Source organism: Micromonospora sp. NPDC049230 (assembly GCF_040647875.1).
Lineage (GTDB): Bacteria > Actinomycetota > Actinomycetes > Mycobacteriales > Micromonosporaceae > Micromonospora.
This window is the reverse complement of sequence record NZ_JBEZCZ010000019.1, coordinates 23,904-41,547: the sequence shown is the minus strand read 5'-3', so window position 1 is coordinate 41,547 and position 17,644 is coordinate 23,904. Positions and strand designations below refer to the sequence as shown.

The 17,644-nt window shown below is 69.4% G+C and carries 14 protein-coding genes and 1 pseudogene; 11 read left to right on the top strand and 4 right to left on the bottom strand.

Annotated elements, in window-relative coordinates:
* The first annotated feature begins 62 nt into the window (after nt 1-62).
* Genes AB0A95_RS17855 through AB0A95_RS17835 form a run of 5 tightly spaced genes read left to right on the top strand, consistent with a single transcriptional unit; the run spans nt 63 to nt 3,836 of the window.
* Nucleotides 63-1,052: a metal ABC transporter substrate-binding protein gene (locus AB0A95_RS17855; protein WP_357556830.1), complete on the top strand. Its 990-nt coding sequence runs from the start codon at nt 63-65 to the stop codon at nt 1,050-1,052.
* 1 nt (nt 1,053) lies between these two features.
* Nucleotides 1,054-1,824 carry a metal ABC transporter ATP-binding protein gene (locus AB0A95_RS17850; protein WP_357556829.1) on the top strand — a complete coding sequence of 257 codons (771 nt, stop codon included), beginning with the start codon at nt 1,054-1,056 and terminating at the stop codon, nt 1,822-1,824.
* On the top strand, nt 1,821-2,708 hold the full coding sequence (locus tag AB0A95_RS17845) for a metal ABC transporter permease (protein WP_357556828.1): 888 nt from the start codon (nt 1,821-1,823) through the stop codon (nt 2,706-2,708). The genes AB0A95_RS17850 and AB0A95_RS17845 overlap by 4 nt, the downstream gene beginning before the upstream one ends.
* A complete protein-coding gene (locus AB0A95_RS17840) occupies nt 2,692-3,531 on the top strand; it encodes a metal ABC transporter permease (RefSeq protein ID WP_357556827.1) in 840 nt (279 codons plus the stop codon). Before AB0A95_RS17845 ends, AB0A95_RS17840 begins: the two co-directional genes overlap by 17 nt.
* Nucleotides 3,528-3,836, top strand: coding sequence for a metalloregulator ArsR/SmtB family transcription factor (locus AB0A95_RS17835; protein ID WP_357556826.1), 309 nt, complete (start codon nt 3,528-3,530; stop codon nt 3,834-3,836). The genes AB0A95_RS17840 and AB0A95_RS17835 overlap by 4 nt, the downstream gene beginning before the upstream one ends.
* A 180-nt stretch (nt 3,837-4,016) precedes the next feature.
* Here the strand turns inward: AB0A95_RS17835 and AB0A95_RS17830 are convergent, their stop codons facing one another.
* Nucleotides 4,017-4,409 (bottom strand): ATP-binding cassette domain-containing protein, encoded by a 393-nt coding sequence (locus AB0A95_RS17830; RefSeq protein WP_357556825.1) that lies wholly within the window; start codon nt 4,407-4,409, stop codon nt 4,017-4,019.
* Between the two features lie 741 nt (nt 4,410-5,150).
* Here AB0A95_RS17830 and AB0A95_RS17825 point away from each other — a divergent pair.
* Complete coding sequence (locus AB0A95_RS17825) at nt 5,151-6,635, top strand: family 43 glycosylhydrolase (RefSeq protein ID WP_357556824.1); 1,485 nt, start codon at nt 5,151-5,153, stop codon at nt 6,633-6,635.
* A gap of 306 nt (nt 6,636-6,941) precedes the next feature.
* Here the strand turns inward: AB0A95_RS17825 and AB0A95_RS17820 are convergent, their stop codons facing one another.
* Nucleotides 6,942-8,390 carry a family 43 glycosylhydrolase gene (locus tag AB0A95_RS17820; RefSeq protein WP_357556823.1) on the bottom strand — a complete coding sequence of 483 codons (1,449 nt, stop codon included), beginning with the start codon at nt 8,388-8,390 and terminating at the stop codon, nt 6,942-6,944.
* A gap of 159 nt (nt 8,391-8,549) precedes the next feature.
* A complete protein-coding gene (locus tag AB0A95_RS17815) occupies nt 8,550-8,906 on the bottom strand; it encodes an RICIN domain-containing protein (RefSeq protein ID WP_357556822.1) in 357 nt (118 codons plus the stop codon).
* 415 nt (nt 8,907-9,321) lie between these two features.
* On the opposite strand from AB0A95_RS17815, the gene AB0A95_RS17810 reads away from it, so the two are divergent.
* From AB0A95_RS17810 to AB0A95_RS17790, 5 genes and pseudogenes are all read left to right on the top strand, one after another.
* Nucleotides 9,322-10,788 carry an RICIN domain-containing protein gene (locus tag AB0A95_RS17810; RefSeq protein ID WP_357556821.1) on the top strand — a complete coding sequence of 489 codons (1,467 nt, stop codon included), beginning with the start codon at nt 9,322-9,324 and terminating at the stop codon, nt 10,786-10,788.
* A gap of 535 nt (nt 10,789-11,323) precedes the next feature.
* Nucleotides 11,324-13,549: a beta-galactosidase gene (locus AB0A95_RS17805; protein ID WP_357556820.1), complete on the top strand. Its 2,226-nt coding sequence runs from the start codon at nt 11,324-11,326 to the stop codon at nt 13,547-13,549.
* 75 nt (nt 13,550-13,624) lie between these two features.
* Nucleotides 13,625-14,314, top strand: a pseudogene (locus AB0A95_RS17800) (Gfo/Idh/MocA family oxidoreductase); the annotation flags it as partial.
* 209 nt (nt 14,315-14,523) lie between these two features.
* The gene (locus tag AB0A95_RS17795; protein ID WP_357556894.1) at nt 14,524-14,724 is read left to right on the top strand and encodes a hypothetical protein; all 201 of its coding nucleotides are present in this window, start codon (nt 14,524-14,526) and stop codon (nt 14,722-14,724) included.
* Between the two features lie 255 nt (nt 14,725-14,979).
* Nucleotides 14,980-15,993: a PaaX family transcriptional regulator C-terminal domain-containing protein gene (locus AB0A95_RS17790; RefSeq protein WP_357556819.1), complete on the top strand. Its 1,014-nt coding sequence runs from the start codon at nt 14,980-14,982 to the stop codon at nt 15,991-15,993.
* 121 nt (nt 15,994-16,114) lie between these two features.
* Here the strand turns inward: AB0A95_RS17790 and AB0A95_RS17785 are convergent, their stop codons facing one another.
* Entirely contained in the window at nt 16,115-17,572 is a 1,458-nt protein-coding gene (locus tag AB0A95_RS17785) for an RICIN domain-containing protein (RefSeq protein WP_357556818.1), read from the bottom strand.
* Between the last annotated feature and the right edge of the window lie 72 nt (nt 17,573-17,644).

Below are 17,644 nucleotides of genomic sequence, written 5' to 3'. Positions count from 1 at the left end.
GCTATTAGACGATACTTAGCGAAAACGATTACCGTTCCGCATCTCAGGAATGGAGTGTTTTCGTGAAGCATGGACAACGCACGATCATCGCCGCGGCGACCGCCGCCGCGCTTGTTCTTCTGGGCGGCTGTGGCTCGGGTGACGACGCCGCCGAGGGCGGTAGCAACGCCTCGGCCGGCACCGGGCTCGCGGTGGTCGCCACGACCCCCGAGGTGGCCGACTTCGTCCGCGCCATCGGTGGCGGCGATGTCACCGTCACACAGATCATCAAGCCGAACGTGGACCCGCACGACTACGAGCCCACGCCGGCCGACATCCAGGCCATCGGCAAGGCTGCCGTCGTCGTCAAGAACGGTGTCGGTCTCGAGGAGTGGCTCGACCAGACCATCGAATCGGCCGGCTTCAAGGGCACAGTTGTCGACTCCAGCCAGGGCGTCACCCTGCGCGAGGGTGGCCACGAGGAGGACGAGGAAGGTCACGAGGAGGGCGAGGGCGCGCACGAGGGCGAGGAGCACGACCCACACATCTGGCACAACCCTTTGAACGCCAAGACGATGGTCGCCAACATCGAGAAGGGCCTCGCCGCAGCCGACCCCGCACACGCCGCGGCCTTCGCGGGCAATCTGAAGACCTACACGGCCGAACTCGACAAGCTCGACACCGACAACGAGGCCGCCTTCGCCCGGATCCCTGCCGACCAGCGCAAGCTCGTGACCAACCACGACGCCTTCGGCTACTACGTCGACCGGTACAAACTGGAGTTCGTCGGCTCGGTCATCCCCAGCCTCGACACCTCCGCCGAGCTGAGCGCGAAGCAGCTCAACGAACTCGTCGCGAAGATCAAGGCGACCGGTACGAAGGCCATCTTCGCGGAGACGTCACTGCCACCCAAGAGCGCCGAGGCGATCGCGAACCAGGCCGGCGTCAAGGTCGTCGGCGGCGCGGACGCCCTCTACGGCGACAGCATCGGCGCCGAGGGCACGCCCCAGGGCACCTACCTCGGTGCGGAGCGGCACAACACCCAGGTCATCGTCACGGCTCTGGGCGGCTGACATGGGCGATGTCGCGGTGGCCGACGCCGCCCTTCGCTACGCCGAGGTGAGCGTCGGCTACCACGGCACGCCCGTGCTCACCGACGTCAACCTCGACCTGGTCCCCGGGCAGCGCCTGGCCCTGATCGGACCGAACGGCGCCGGCAAGTCCACGCTGATCAAGTCGATCCTCGGCCTGGTGCCGCTCCTCGCCGGCACGACCACCGTGCTCGGGCGCCCACCGGCCCAAGCCCGGACCCGCACCGGATACGTTCCCCAGACCGACTCCCTCGACGCCGACTTCCCGGTGACTGCGGCCCAGGTCGTCATGATGGGCCGCTACCGACGCATCGGCTGGTGGCGCCCCACCCGCACCGCCGACCGTCGAGCGGTGCACGAGGCGCTCGACCGCCTCGGCCTCGCCGATCACGCCAGGACCCACTTCGGAGTGCTCTCCGGAGGCCAACGCCAGCGGGTCCTGCTCGCCCGCGCCATCGCCGCCGAACCACAGCTACTGCTCCTCGACGAGCCGTTCAACGGCGTCGACGCGGTGAGTCAGGCAGCCATCCTGTCCGTTCTGCGCGAACTCAGCGCGGTCGGGACCACCCTGGTGCTGAGCACCCACGACCTGACTGTCGCACATGAACTCGCCGACATGGTCTGCGTGCTCAACGGCCGACAGTGGGCGGTCGGCCCGCCCGACGAGACGTTGACCGCCGACACGCTGCGCCGCGCGTACGGCGGACACGCCATCGAGGTGGCCGACGGCCGGACAGTGCTGGTGGAGCCGTGATCGAGCCGTTCACCGTACCGTTCATGGGGCGAGCCCTGGCCGAACTCGCGCTGCTCGCCCTCGTCTGCGGACCGGTCAGTGTCTTCGTCTTCGCCCGCCGCCTGTCGTTCGTCTCCGACGCGCTGACGCACACCGTGTTTCCCGGCGTCGTCATCGGGTTTCTGGCCGGTGGTATCGAGGGAATCGTCGTCGGGGCGCTGGTCGCCGGCGTCGTGACCGCGGTGGCGCTGACCCTGCTCAGCCGGGGCGGGGCGCTTTCCGACGATGCCTCCACCGCCGTGGTACTCACCGCCATGTTCTCGATCGGTGTGGTGCTCGTGTCGCGGCGCTCCTCATACACCTCGGATCTGACGTCGTTTCTTTTCGGGCGCGTCCTGACGGTGACGCCGCGCCAGATCGCGGAGACCGCCGTGCTGGCGGTCGTCATCCTCGGGCTGCTGGTGATCAGCGCCCGGGCCCTGATCTTCCGGACCTTCGACCCGGTCGGAGCGGCAGCCGTCGGTTTCCGGATCGCCTGGCTCGATCTGCTGCTCAACATCATCGTCGCGCTCGTCGTCGTCGCCGCGGTACGCGCCGTCGGCACCATCCTCGTGGTCGCGTTGCTCATCGTGCCGGCCGCGACGGCCCGCCTGCTCACCACCCGCCTGTCACTGATGGCGGTGATCGGCACCGCCCTCATCCTCATCGCGGCATACGGCGGTCTGCTGGCCAGCTGGACCGCGTCGGTCGACTACGGCATCTCCCTGACCTCGGCCTCCGCCGTCGTCCTGCTGCTCGTGCTCGCCTACCTGCTGCTGCTTCCACTGGGCGTGCTGCGCTCCAGGCGCAACCACGGGCGGATCGCCTCCGACGCAAGGAGATCGCCGCATGAACTGGTGGGATGACGCGCTGCACCGGGCCACGGCCGAGGTGCTGCTCGCCGGCGCGCTCGCCGGACTCGTCGGCGTTCACGTCGTGCTCCGCCGACTGTCCTTCTTCACCATGGCACTGACCCACGCCACGTTCCCCGGGGTGGTGGCAGCCTCCATCATCGGTGTCAACATCCTCGTCGGCGGCGTGGTCGCGGGTGCGATCGTCGCCTTGGGCGTCGCCGCGCTCAGCCGCCGACGAAGCCAGAACACGGCCGCCGCGACCGGCGTCCTGCTCTCCGGTGGCTTCGCCCTCGGCGCCGGGCTCGTCGCCACCCAGAACGGCTTCAGCCGGGACCTGACCTCGTTCCTCGTCGGATCGATCCTCACCGTCAGCCCGCAGGACCTCGTGACCGCCGCGGTCGTGCTCGTCGTCGTCGCGGTCGTCCTGCTGGCCTGCGCCCGACCACTGCGCTACACCGGCTTCGACCGGGACGGCGCGCAGGCGGCCGGCTTCGCCACCGGCGTCTGGGACGTCGTGCTGCTGCTCGCCATCCAGGTGGCGGTAGTGACGATCGTCCCGGCCATCGGCACGATCCTCGCCCTCGCCCTCATCGTCGCGCCGGCGGCGGCGGCGCGCCAGTGGTCGCACCGGCTGAGCGTCATCACCGCCCTGGCCGTCGCGTTCGGCGCTGTCAGCGGGCTCGGCGGCCTGTACGCGTCGAGCCGCTGGGACGTCGCCGCCGGCGCGAGCATCACCCTGACCGCCACCGCGATCCTGGCACTGTCGACAGTCCTATCCCGGCTGGCCAGATCCCGGTCCACGGCGGCCGCCCGACTGCGGGCGTTCCCGGCATGAGCGCCGTACCCCTCGACGAGACAAGGCGCGCACTGGACCGCGCGGTGGTCGTGCTGCGCGCCATGGCGTACGAACACCGGATACACATTCTCGTGCTGCTGCAGGACGGCGAACAGACGCCAGCTTCCCTGGCGGCGGCGATGTCGGCGGACTCGACGATCATCGCCCGGCACCTGCGGTACCTCAAGGATGCCCGGTTGATCCGGCGCAAGCGTCGCGGGCGGGAGGTCACCTACACGCTCCAGGGGGAGGCCACCCGGCGACTCATCGCGGAAGTGCTGCACCACGCGGAGCACTCGGCGTGAAGGCACTGCGGCGGCTGTGGCTGGCACCGTCTGGCCGTTGTCGCGGGCCACCCCGACCGCCTGCCGGAACTGCGGTTCCATGAGCGGGTCCAGGCCACTGGTTGGCTCGTCCAGCACCAGCAGAGGCGCCCGGGTGGCGAAAGCCGCGATCAGGGCGACCTTCTGCCGGTTGCCCGTCGATTAGGTGCCTGCCGGTTTGGACACGTCCAGCGCGAATCGTTGGATGAGCTCGTCGCGGTAGGCGGTGTCCGTGCCGGGGCCGATGCGGGCGATCAGGTCCAACACCTCGGCGCCGGTCATCCGTGGCCACAGCGCCACATCCGCCGGCACGTAGGCGAGCCTGCGGTGAGCGGCGGCGACATCGACGGCGTCGGTATCGAAGATCCACGCCCGTCCGGAGGTGGGTCGGGCAAGCCCGAGCAGCAGCCGGATCGTCGTTGACTTTCCGGCGCCGTTGGGGCCGAGAAACCCGAACACCTCGCCCGCCGCGACGTCGAGGGTGAGGTCATCGAGGGCGAGTAGCCGCCCGTACCGCCTGGACAGATTTTCGGTGCGCAGGGCAGCAACGCCCATCGGAGCCTCCAGGAGCCGCAGCGCGACATGACCTGCCGACCAGACTTCCCGGCGCACCCGACGCGAGGATACTCCCGGCTGCCACGGCACGCTGGCCGCCTGTGCGGCTGGTGATGCACATGCCCAGCCCGCGCAGGTCATTCGGGCCGTCGGCGTTGCCCCCGGGTCGGAGTTGCCGGTGGACGTCGGTCAACAGTGACGACGCGGGCTTGCTGAAGGCCGGCCCTCTGGTGCCGGGGCCGCGTCGTTTCCGGTTCATGGGGAGGCCGATGGGTCGAGCCGGGAGGTGGCGACGACGCTGCTGGCCCACGGCGCTGCGGCACGTGGCGGCATCGCCAACCGATCGGCGATGCGTGTTAGCGCTAACAGCTATGGTGCTGCGACCGAATCGTCGGACTCGATGCACACCGACCGTGGCGGCTCGCGTTGCCACCGACCCCCTGGGCAGCTATGCGGTCAAGCCGGGTGGTACCGCGCTAGTCAATGATGCGACCTTTGCATTTGGTTGGCATCGATCTTTGCGAATACTTGACATCCATTGATGTTAGCGTAAACAATTTGGGTGTAACACGGATGTAATGCCGCTGTCGTTGTTCGGCCATGTCTGCGCCGCAGCCAGGCCGTCACTCTGCGGGCCTGGTCATGGCGGGCGGGCGCACGGTCACGACATCGTGCGACGTCGATCACCGACATCACGGGCCCGGTGTCCGAGGCGGCCCAGAACATCGAAGGAGTTCTCCAATGGTGAGTGTGGATCAGGTGCCCTTTGTGGGCGTCCGCCGTGGGCGGCGGGCGGGGTTGGCCGCGGGTGCGGCGGTGTTGGTGGCGGGTGCGGGGGTGATGATCGGGGTTCCGTCGGCGTCGGCGGCGACGGTGGACACGTCTGCCTCGTACGTGTTCGTGAACCGGAACAGCGGCAAGGCGATGGATGTGTATGACTGGTCGACGGCGGAGAACGCGCCGGTCAACCAGTGGACGCGTAACGATCTCGCGGTGCAGCAGTGGCAGTTTGTTGATGCTGGTGGTGGCTTCTACAAGGTGCGGTCGCGGCACAGCGGAAAGGTGCTGGAGTTGCCGAGCGCCGCTGATGGGACCCAGTTGGTGCAGACCAGTGACCGGGGGTCGGCCACACAGCAGTTCCGGTTGCAGGACTCGGCGGGCGGGTTCGTGCGGTTCGTGAACCGGCAGTCGAGCAAGGTCATTGACGTGTGGGAGTGGTCGACCGTCGATGGTGGTCGGCTGGCTTCCTACTCGGATGCGGATGGAGCCAACCAGCAGTGGCAGTTGGTGCGTCTGGGCGGCGGCACACCCACCTCCTCGCCTCCGTCGACGGGCAATCCGCCGGCGTCCTACCCGCAACCGATGAGAGTTTCCGGAGACATCGGTGTCCACGATCCGACAGTGGTCAAACGACCCGACGGCACCTATCTCCTCGCGCACACCGGCAACGACATCGCGCTGAAGACCTCGACCGACCGGGTCACCTACCGCAACGCAGGCGCTGTCTTCCCCGGCGGCGCGCCGTGGACCACCACGTACACCGGCGGCGCGCGCAACCTGTGGGCGCCTGACCTGTCGTACCGCAACGGCCGCTACTACCTGTACTACTCGGCATCCAGCTTCGGCTCCAACCGCTCGGCGATCTTCCTGGCCACCAGCACCTCCGGCGGGTCCGGAAGCTGGACCAACGAGGGCCTCGTCATCGAGTCGCGGACGTCGGACAACTTCAACGCGATCGACCCGAACCTCACTGTCGACGACCAGGGCCGTTGGTGGCTGAGCTTCGGCTCGTTCTGGTCCGGGATCAAGGCGATCCAAATCGACCCGGCTACCGGACGTCGACTCGGCACCTCGATGCAGAGCCTCGCCGCCTATGGGCCCGGCATCGAGGCGCCAGTCGTGGTCAAGCGCGGCGCCTGGTACTACCTGTACGTCTCGTTCGACCGCTGCTGCCAGGGCGCCAGCAGCACGTACCGCGTCATGGTGGGTCGGTCGGCGAGCCCGACCGGGCCGTTCGTCGACCGCAACGGTCGGGATCTGCTCTCCGGCGGAGGCACCCAGGTCCTCGCCTCGCACGGCAGCATCCACGGCCCGGGCCACCAGGCGTTCCTCGCGGACGCCGACGGCGACTACCTGTTCTACCACTACTACGCCGACAACGGCGCATCGCTGCTCGGCGTCAACCGCATCGGCTACGACGCCGCTGCCTGGCCCTACGTGTACTGACTCGGCCGTTTCCGGTGGGCGGGCGAGCGTCCGCCCACCGGGGCGCCCCGCAACCTCCCCACCCGATTCTCGTCCACCTCAGTCGTTGAACGCCCGCTACCGGCGGGCGGTCAAGGCCCGCGGCCACAACATGGTTGATGCGTGCACGGCTAGGAGCTTTGTCGCTCCGATCCGGCAGGGAGGTCGCCGCGGGGACCCCGATCACCCACGGCGATGATCATGGCAACCACGATCATCGCCGTGGGCGCGTGCGCCGCACCGGTCAGGCCGGGGGGAGCGGCCACCGTGAACGAGGCTTCGCTGTGGTCAGCCTCGGCGCCACAGCTGGGCTCCGGTGCCGTTGCACGGATAGAGCGATAGCCGAGCGCCGTTGGCCGAGTTCCACTCGTAGTTGTCCAGGCACATGTTGCCGGCGATGTTGCGCAGCGAGAACCAGCCGTTGCCGCGGTCCTGGAAGGTCCACCGCTGGGCGGTCGAGCCGTTGCAGGTGTAGAGGCCGACGTCGGCGTTGGCGGCGGTGGCGGCGTTGAGATCGTCTAGGCAGGTCCCGGTGTTGCGGTTGCGGATCTCGTAGTAGCTGCCCGCCGAGCGGTAGTTGAACTCCCACTGCTGGGCGGTGCCGCCATTGCAGTCGTAGAGCCGAACGAGGGCACCGAGGGTGGTGTCGCGGTTGTAGTTGTCGACGCATCGGTTGCTGAACTGACCTCGGATGCCGGGGTTCGTCACGCTGCTCGGGATCGGCTGACCGAAGAACGGGTCGCCGTTCTCCTGCCAGTGCAGCTGCTGCATGCGGGTGTGTCGGTTCGGGTCGGTCAACGCGTCCGGGGTGGGGTTGGCGTAGTCGCGGGCGTGGTAGACGAGCATGTCGGTGACGTTGTCCTCGGCCACCGTGAAGCTGCCGTGGCCGGGGCCGTAGACACCGTTGGCGGTCTGGAAGACCGGGTTCGGCCGCTTGGACCAGGACGCCGGGTTGAGCAGGTCAGAGGTGTCCGGTGCGGACAGCAGGCCGAGCTTGTAGCGGGAGTCGGTGGCGGATGCCGAGTAGGCGATGTAGACCCGCCCGTTCCGCACCAGCGGCGATGGACCCTCCACGACGCCGGCGACGCCTTCCCTCTCCCAGTTGTAGGTGGGCCGCGCGATCTCGACCGCCGCGCCCGTGATGCCGGTCGCGCCATTCATCCGGGCGATGTACATGTGGCTGTTGTAGTTCGTGGACGGGCTGTCCTGTGCCCACACGAAGTAGCGGACCCCACGGTTGACGAAGGACGCGGCGTCCAGCTGGAACGACTCCCAGCCGGTGTTGAAGCGCTGGGGTGCGCTCCAGGCGCACGTCATCGGGTTGGCGCAGGTGTTGCGGATCCAGTACAGCCGCTGGTCAAATCGGGCGGTGTTCGGTGAAGCGGAGAAGTACATGTACCAGGCACCGTCGTAGTACTGGATGTCAGGTGCCCAGATCCATCCGCTGAGCGCTCCGCTGGACGGTGCCACGAACGCGTTTGTCGTGGCGGCCGTCCCGAGGCCCTGCAGGGTGGTGGAACGGCGCAGCTCCACCCGCTTGTAGTCCGGCACGGACGCCGTCATGTAGTAGTAGCCGTCGCTGTGTTTGTAGACGGCAGTGTCAGCGCGCTGGGAGACGACCGGGTTCCTGACGCTGATGATGTCGGCGGATGCCGACGGCGCGGCGGCGGTCAGCAGTGCGACCACCAGAGTCAGCGCGAGCGCCGATCTGCGGCAGACTCGAGCGGCAATTCTCATGAAGCACTCCCTGGACGGATTGGAGGGACGGATCGATGCGTCTCCGTCGCTTTGTTAGCGCTCACCCTGAACGTCACACGCTTGCTGGCAGCCATCGAGCATGGGAGGGGAGTGAGCTATCACATTGTAGTTCTTCGATCTACGCGAAAACACGGTGCCTCAGGGCCGGAGGGCGGCGGACTGCGTTCCACCGCACCCCGCGCGGGCCGGGCGGTCAGACGCGCCGACGGGTGAAGCGCTGGTTGGCGTCGCCGGTGTAGGTCCACTGCGAGATGCGGGCCCCGTCGGGGTGGACCGCTCCCACACGTCCATGGCCAGGCCCGACTGGCGGTTGACGAGGCTGATCACGTCGCCACCGTGCTCGACGACGCGCCACTGCTGGTTGGCCGACCCCGTGTCGGGCTGTTGGGTGAGCAACCCGATGGGCGCCGCCCCTGCGGCTGGCCTATGCGCTGCGGCGGAGCGGCTGCCAAACAGAAGGACGTCGATTGACAGCCAGGTGCCCGGTCGGGACACTGGGGGGCGAGTCTCGATCCAGTGGGAGCGCTCACGGAGCGGCACGAGAAGAAGACCCAGGTAAATGCCAGCCTAACCGCGATCCGGAAGGCTGCACGAGGGACGATCCCGTGATCGCTCACACCCGGCGTCTGCCTGATCTGCCGGCCGGCTGTCGACGTGCTGCGGCATCCCCGCGCCGGCCGATGTCCTCGTGTCGGAGTTGTCACCAGGGCCTGCGTGACAGAGATCCCGCTGGCCCCTACCCGCAGTAGGACAGAGCCGCCGACGGCCTTGTCCGTTGCGACCCACGGCCACCGTCGGCTGTCCCGGCGACCGGATGGGTCTGGCGCGCCCGGGTTGCGACAAACTAATGAGAGGAGCGATACGGATGACCCATCGACGGGATACCCGGCGGCGCAGGTGCTTCACGGCAATGGTGTTGACCGGAGTCGTCGTGATCGCCTCGGCAGGCTTCTCAGTCGCCTCGCCCGTGGCCAACGCGGCGACCATCGACCCTACGGCGTACTACCAGCTCGTCGCGCGACACAGTGGCAAGGCGTTGACCGTTGCCGGCGGGTCGACGGCCGACGGGGCCAGCCTCGTGCAGCAGATCACCACGTCGTCGACCAGCCAGCACTTCCAGTTCGTGGATGCCGGCGGCGGGTTCTACCGCCTCCGGGCCCGGGTCAGCGGCAAGGTCGTCGACGTCGAAGGCAGGTCGACGGCGGACGGGGCCAACGTGGTCCAGTGGCCCGACACCGGCGGGACGAACCAACAGTGGTCGGTGACCGACAACGGTAGCGGCTACATCAAGCTGATCAACCGCAACAGTGGCAAAGCGCTCGACGTGTGGGAGCGCGCCACCGCCGACGGGGCGCGAGTCTCCCAGTACACCGACAACGGCGGCACCAATCAGCAATGGCAGATCGTCGCCGTCCGCGACGACAATCCCGGGCCGGCGTACGCCGGCTACCTGTTCAGCTACATGCTGGGCGAGGGTACGAGCAACGGTGAACAGGTCTACTTCGCCCTCAGCCAGGGCAACGACCCCACCCGCTGGCGACAGCTCAACGGCGGCCGGCCGGTGCTGTCCTCCACCGTCGGCACCCGTGGGGCGCGTGACCCGTTCATCATCCGCTCGCCGCAGGGCGACCGTTTCTACCAGATCGCCACCGACCTGCGGATCTACGGCAATGGCAACTGGGACGCCGCCCAGCGCACCGGCAGCAAGTCGATCGTGGTGTGGGAGTCCACCGATCTGACCACCTGGAGCGCTCCACGACTGGTGCGGGTCTCGCCCGACACCGCCGGCAACACCTGGGCGCCGGAGGCGTACTACGACGAGACCATCGGGCAGTACGTCGTCTACTGGGCCGCCAAGCTCTACCCGGCCGGCGATCCCAACCACACAACCAGCACCTACAACCGCATGATGTACGCGACCACCAGCGACTTTCGTACCTTCAGCGCCCCGCAGACATGGGTGGACAAGGGTTACTCGACCATCGACTCCACGATGATCAAGGACGATGGCACGTTCTACCGGTTCACCAAGGACGAGCGCAGCGCCTCGCAGTCGGCGTGCGGAAAGTTCATCCTCGCGGAGACGTCGGCCACCATCCTCAACCGCAACTACTCCTTCCTGCGCGACTGCATCGGCCAGGGCTCGCTCGCGCAGGGCGAGGGGCCGCTGGTGTTCAAGTCGAACACGGAACGCCGGTGGTACATGTACATCGACGAGTACGGGGGCCGCGGCTACCTCCCGTTCACCACCACCGACCTGCGCAGCGGACAGTGGAGCGCGGTGGCGAGCTACAGCCTGCCCGGTCGTCCGCGGCACGGCACGGTACTCCCGGTCACCCAGGCCGAGTACGACCGCATCCTGCAACGGTGGCCCTGAACCGACGTCGCGACTGCTTCGAGAAGCGTGACGTCCCCAGCAGATCAGGCGGGCCCGGCGACATCCGTCGGGCCCGCCGGATCGGCGCGGCCTGCCGGCGGGCGCCCCCGCACGGGAACCTGGGCGTCGCAGGCGCGGCGCTCGTCACCCCGCAGCGGTAGGCGTGCGGGACGTGCGGGATCGTGGGCCCGCACGTCAGGCGAGGGCCGGGTGGTACGGGCGACGACCCTCTGCTGATCCTGCTTCTCGTCGTGCTCTTCCCGACCGTGCGGCGCCCTGGCGGGCGACCTGCTGTCCGGGGCGGTCATCGCCCCGCTCGCCGCCCCACAATCGATGACGTGGCAGGCGGTCGGGCGGGCCATGCGCAAGGCTCTGTGAATCAGCTTCGGCGCCGGATATCGTGCGAACGTCCAGACCTGTGACCGGTTACAGATCTCACGCCGAGGACGGTCTCGTGCCCGCACATCCGCCGTCGTGGCCAGAGCCGCTCCCCATCCGCCACCGGCCCTGGGCCATGCCACTGCGCCGACCCCGAATGAGCAACGACGAGGACATCCGGCCCGGGTTGTCGCTCACCAACCGGTACCTGTCCCGCCACGGCGTGCCGGTCATCCCGGTCTCCGGCGAGCTGCACTTCAGCCGCCTACCCCGGGAACGCTGGGCGGAGCGGCTCCGGCAGATGCGGGCCGGCGGGATCACCGTGGCGGCCACCTACCTCTTCTGGATCCACCACGTCGAGCGCCGCGGACAGGCCCGCTTCGACGGCAACCTCGACGTCGCCGCCTTCGTCGACCACTGCGTCGAGAGCGGCCTGGACGTGGTGTTGCGAATCGGCCCCTGGTGCCACGGCGAGGTGCGCAACGGCGGCTTTCCCGACTGGGTCCAGCAGGCTCCGGTGCGGCACCGCACCGACGACCCCGCGTACCTGGAGCTGGTCCGCGGATGGTTCGGGCAGATCGCCGGAGCGCTCGACGGGCGCTGCTCGCCGGACGGCACCGTGCTCGGCATCCAGCTCGAGAACGAGCTGTACGACCAGCCGGAGCACCTCGTCACGCTCAAGCGCCTGGCCCGGCAGGCCGGCCTGGCCGCACCGCTCTGGACGGCCACCGCGTGGGGCGGCGCACACCTCCCCGAGGGGGAGGTGCTGCCGCTCTACGGGGGATACGGCGACGGCTTCTGGGTGGACGCCGACGCCCCGTGGGATCCCACATTCCGCGACCACTACTTCTTCTCCCATGTCTGGGACGACCCGGGCATCGGCGCCGACCTGCGCCGCGCCCAGTCCGACCCGGCCGATGGCCCGCGTACCCCGTCCGAGCTGTTTCCGCCGGCGACCTGCGAGCTGGGCGGCGGCATGGCGACGGCGTACCACCGGCGGCCGCGTCCCACGGCGCTGGACGTCGCCACCGTGGCCCACTGCAAGATCGGCAACGGCTCGGCCTGGCAGGGCTACTACATGTACGCCGGCGGCACCAACCCGTCCGCTGAGCAGGGCATGCAGGAGTCCCACGCCACCGGCTACCCCAACGACATGCCGCGCCTGAGCTACGACTTCCATGCTCCGATCGGAGAGGCCGGTACGCTCGCCCCCAGCCACGCGGAGCTGCGCCGCCAGCACGCCTTCCTCGCCGCCTTCGGGGGCCGGCTCGCCGAGATGCCCTCCAGCCTGCCCGACGTGCGTCCGGCCGGCGTGGGGGACGACCGGACGCTGCGCTGGGCGCTGCGCAGCGACGGCCGCAGCGGCTTCCTCTTCCTCGCCTGGCACCAGCCGCACTTCCCGCTGCCGACGTACGGCCGCGCCCGCTTCCGGATCACCCTGGACGACGTCGAGCTGGTGCTTCCCTCCAGGCCGGTCGACGTTCCGGCCGGTACCCTCGCCCGCTGGCCGGTCACCCTGACCCTTGGCGGTGTCACGCTCGCCTGGGCCACCGCCTCGGTGCTCACCCTGCTTCCCGGCGCGGTACCCACCCTGGTGTTGATCGCCGAGGCGGGCATCGCGCCGGAACTCGCGGTCGACGCCGCCGACGTCACGGTCCGGGCCGTCACCCCTGCCCTGAAGCCGGTCCGGCTCGCCACTGCCGGCGGGGCCCTCGACGTGCTCGTCCTGCCGGACGACGCGGCCGGATCGGTCTGGGTCTGCGAGGACGGCGGTCGCCGGCTGCTGCTCAGTGAGGACGAGCTGCGGTGGGACGCTTCCGGCCGGGTCACTGTCAAGGCCGTCGGCACCCCCCGCGTGCGCGGCTACGACCCGGCGGCCCGCTGCTTCGCCGACCTGCCGCTGGTCGTCGTCGCCGGCCCGGCCGCCGGGGATGTGATCGTCGAGGAGCGGCGTCCTGCCTCCGCCACGGTGCCGCTCGGTTACGGCAAGCACGACGGCCGTGCCTCGGCGCCCGGCCCGGAGGTATTCGACCAGCACGCCGCCGTCTACCGGCTCGGCCTACCGGACTGGGCGGCAGACCCGGCGCACGACGCGCTGCTCGAGATCGACTGGGCCGGCGACGTCGGCGAGCTGCGGGTCGACGGGCGCCCGGTCACCGACCGGTTCTGGGACGGTTCCCGATGGCTGGTCAACCTGGTCGACGCCGGCTATCGGGCCGACAGCGAGGTCACCCTGCATCTGCTGCCGCTGCCCGCGACCGCGCCGATATCGTTGCCCCGCGATGCCCATGACCGGCTGATCACCGCGGACGGCCAGCTCGTCGCGATCGACGGGGTCCGGGTGCTCGGTCGTGGCACGGCCGTCGAGATCCAGGCCATGTGACCAACTGCCGCACTGCTGCCGCGCCGCAGCGCCGGCTGCGGCGCGACCCCAGACCAACGAAAGTGATGGGATTCCATGGTTGACGGCAGGTACCGGGCCGCCATCGTCGGCACCGGGGCGGTCGCCGCCGCGCATGCCGGCGCACTGCGCGACAACGGCGATCGCATCCGGCTCGCAGCGGTTGTCGACGTCGACGCCTCGAAGGCCAGCGCCTTCGCCGAGACGTGGGACGCCGGCACTGTCGCACCGACGGTGGCGGCGCTCCTGGCACGGCGCGACATCGACCTGGTCCACCTGTGCACGCCGCCCGTCTCGCACGCACCGCTCGCGCTGGAGTGCCTGCGGGCCGGTGTGCACGTCCTGGTGGAGAAGCCACCTACGTTGTCGCTCGCCGAACTGGACACGCTGATCGAGGCGGCGGCCGGGTCCGGCGCGCAGCTGGCCACCGTGTTCCAGCACCGGTTCGGCGCCGGTGTGGTGCGGCTGCGGGCCATGGCCGCGGCGGGCGAGCTCGGCCAGCCCATGCTCGCGACCTGCGACACGCTGTGGTATCGCGACGACGACTACTACCGGATGCCGTGGCGTGGCCGTTGGGAGACAGAGGGCGGCGGACCGACGATGGGCCACGGGATCCACCAGTTCGACATGCTGCTCTCCGTGTTAGGTCCGTGGGAGAAGGTCACCGCCGTCGCGGCGCGGCGAGCGAGACCGGTCGAGACCGAGGACGTGTCGATGGCCCTGGTCACCTTCGCCAACGGGGCCGTCGCGACGGTGGTGAACTCGGTGCTGTCACCCCGGGAGGTGTCCGCGCTGCGGTTCGACTACGAGCACGCGACGGTGGAGCTGGCACACCTGTACGGCTACACCGACGACGACTGGACTGTCCATCCCGCGCCGGGGCACGAGACATCGAGACCCGGTGGTCGTCGGCGCCCTCGGCTGAGCAGAGCGGTCACGCCGGACAGCTCGCCGCCGTGCTGGACGCGCTCGACGCAGGCCGGCCCCTACCCGTCACACCGGCCGACACCCGGCAGACCATGGAGTTCGTCGCGGCCGTCTACGCGTCGGCGTTCACCGGCACCACCATCCACAGCGGGCAGATCGGCCCGGACAGCCCGTTCGCCACCAGCATGCGCGGGGCAGGCGCTCCGTGGACGGCGGCGCCGACGGCATGAGCCTGCACGTCGACCACGCCCTCGGCCGCACCTTCCGGCGAGTATGAGGGTGATGGCACCGCACATCTGGTCGGGTGGTGGGCTTCGACGGGGCACTCGACGGTGCGCACCACCTCCCGCCGCTGACCACGGTGCGCCAGGATTTCGCCGAGCTGGGTCGGCTCAGCCTGGGGCTTCTGCGCGATGTCTCGATGTAGCGGCCGGCCGGCCGGCCGTGCGTCGCGGTGTGCATTCCCGGCCGTTACAGTCGCAGCGATGTCACCCCGACCATCGCTGGAGCATGCCGTGGTACGCCCGTTCGACGTTGAGGAGATCTTTCCGGACGGGACGGTCGAATCGGTGCGGCTGCCGCGTCGGCAGGCCGGCAGCTCACCCCAGGGTTTGGCGGTGACCCTGATCGCCGACTACACCCTGCGTACCCGGGCATGGATGCCGACCACCGCGGTCGTCGCCCTGCTCAACGATTTCGGCGTGACCACCGGCGCCGCCCGTACGGTCATCAGCCGGCTGGCCCGGCGCGGTGTGCTGGACGGCCGGCGGCGGGGTCGGCACAGCTCCTACCGGCTGTCCCGGCCCGCCGCCGTCGACCTGGCGATCGGTGGCATCTCGATCGCGATGTTCGCCGCCGATCCCGAGGCTTGGGACGGGTCGTGGACACTCGTCGTCTTCACCATGCCGAAAGAGGAGCGGAGCCAGCGCAGCGCCCTCCGGGCTCATCTGCGCTGGCACGGCTACGCGCCGCTGTACGACGGGGTCTGGGTGTCGCCGAATCCGCTGACGACCAAGGCGCAGGCCGAGCTGGCAGCCGTGACGCCTGGCTCGATGACCGCCTTTCGCGCACAGCACCTGGAACTGGAGGCCAGAGCGATCCGTAACCCGATCGAGGCGTGGGACGTCGGGGCCATCGCCGACCAGTACGAATCCTTCATCCGGCGCTGGACCGAGCTGCTGCCCCGGATTCGCGCCGGCCAGGTCGCCGGCGCCGTGGCGGTGCGGGCCCGTACCGAGGTGATGGACACCTATCGACGCTTTCCCGCGCTCGACCCCCAACTCCCGACCACACTCATGCCGCCCGACTGGCCGCGCGCCCGCGCGCGGGAGCTGTTCCTCGCGGTGTACGACGGGTTGGCCCTTCCCGCGCAGGCCCATGTGCGCGCCGTGGTGGCGCAGGCCGTCGACGGGCAGCACCTCGACGTCCAGGCCCACACGGTCGCCGAGATGCGCACCGGCGTCGGTGTCCTCGACCACGGCGTCCATCCCGAGGGATGACCGGCCCGGGGCCCAGTCGCGGCCCGGCGGGCGGGTCGCAGCGTGGACGCCCCGCAGTCGTCGAAGGTCTCAAGTCCCGGCGGTCGCCGCCGCCGTCGCCACGCCCGCGAGGCTGCTGCCCTCACGCGGGCACCAACTGCCACCGCTGGTTCGTGCCGCCGTTGTCGGTCCACTGCGCCAGTGCGACGCCCTCGGCGGTGGATCCGCCCGGTACGTCGAGCACCTTGCCGCTGTATCGGTTGACCAGCTTGACGTAGCCGTCGACGGTCACGAACTGCCAGTGTTGGTTGGTGCCACCGTTGTCCCGGTACTGGATGACGGCCGCCCCGTCGCTGATGGACCGGCCGGACACGTCGAGCACCTTGCCGCTGGCGACGTTCACGAGCTTGTTGAACCCACCACCTGCGTCCACGACCTGCCAACGCTGGCCGGCCGCACCGGTGTCGGTGACCTGGACCGCCGGCGCGTTGTCGGCGGTGGAGTTTCCGCTGATCGCCAGGACCTTGCCGGTGGCGCGGTTCACCACCCGGTACCCGGTGGTCGTGCCCAGGCGGGCGGCGACGATCGGAGTGAGCCGGTCGGCGATCATCTGGTGGCCCAGGTCGTTGGGGTGCACGGCGTCGGTCAGGCCGTCGGGGGTCAACCAGCCCGTGGTGTCGACGAAGTAGACGTTGGCGTCACCGGAGTTGTTGACGGTCTGCACAGCGGCCCGGGTCTCGGTCACGTACCTGTCGCGGAAGGTCTTCAGCGCGATGATTGCCGCGTTGGGGTACTTCGCGCGGATGTTGCGAATGAACGCCGTGTACGAGGTCTGGAAGGTGGCACCGGAGACGCTGTGCCCGACGTCGTTCGTACCGAGGTTGATGACGACCGCGTCGGCGCGGTATCGGGAGAAGTCCCAGGGGATCGAGCTGCCGGCGTCGAGGTTGAAGTACCGGCGCTCCATTCCCCAGCAGCCGTCCGGCGCGGCGACCAGGCACGCTCCGCCGATGGCGATCTGGGTGTGCTCGGTGCCGAGCCGTTCTCCGACCAGCCAGCCGTAGTCGGTGAGCGCCAGCTTGGAGCTGCCGGTGCCGGCCGTGATCGAGTCTCCGATGAACTCCACCAGCTTCGGCGCCACCGGCAGCGCGAAGGTGTGGGCGTTGGCGTCGAGGACCAGCCCGATGAACACGGCGTCGCCGTTGTACGAGCCGGCCCGTTGCCGGTAGGAGACCACGAGCGTGTGGTTGCCGGCCCGCAGCGGAGTCGGGGTGAGGTTCACTGTCCCGCTCACGTTGCGGTAGTTGACGAACGGCCCACCGTCGATGCTGGCCCAGAACTCCACCGAGTTGCGTTGCTTGAGCCGCACGGTCGTGCCTGTGAAGCCGGTACGCAGGTAGGCGCCGGCCCAGTTCGACCCGAACACCCCCGTCGAGCTGCGATCCCAGCGGCCGACGAAGGAGATGTTGGCATCCGACGTCGACCCGTCGCCGATCGCGGCATGCGCGGCCGGGGTCATCGTGACGATGGCCGTCACGGCTGCCACCGCGGTCACGGCCAGGGTGGTGATGGTGTGCAGCAGGCGTTTCGGTAGCCGCATGGGATCGTCCTCCAGGGGACTCGGGATGGACGCGGGGAAGCGCCTCAGGAAGCGTATAAATAGACAATCATA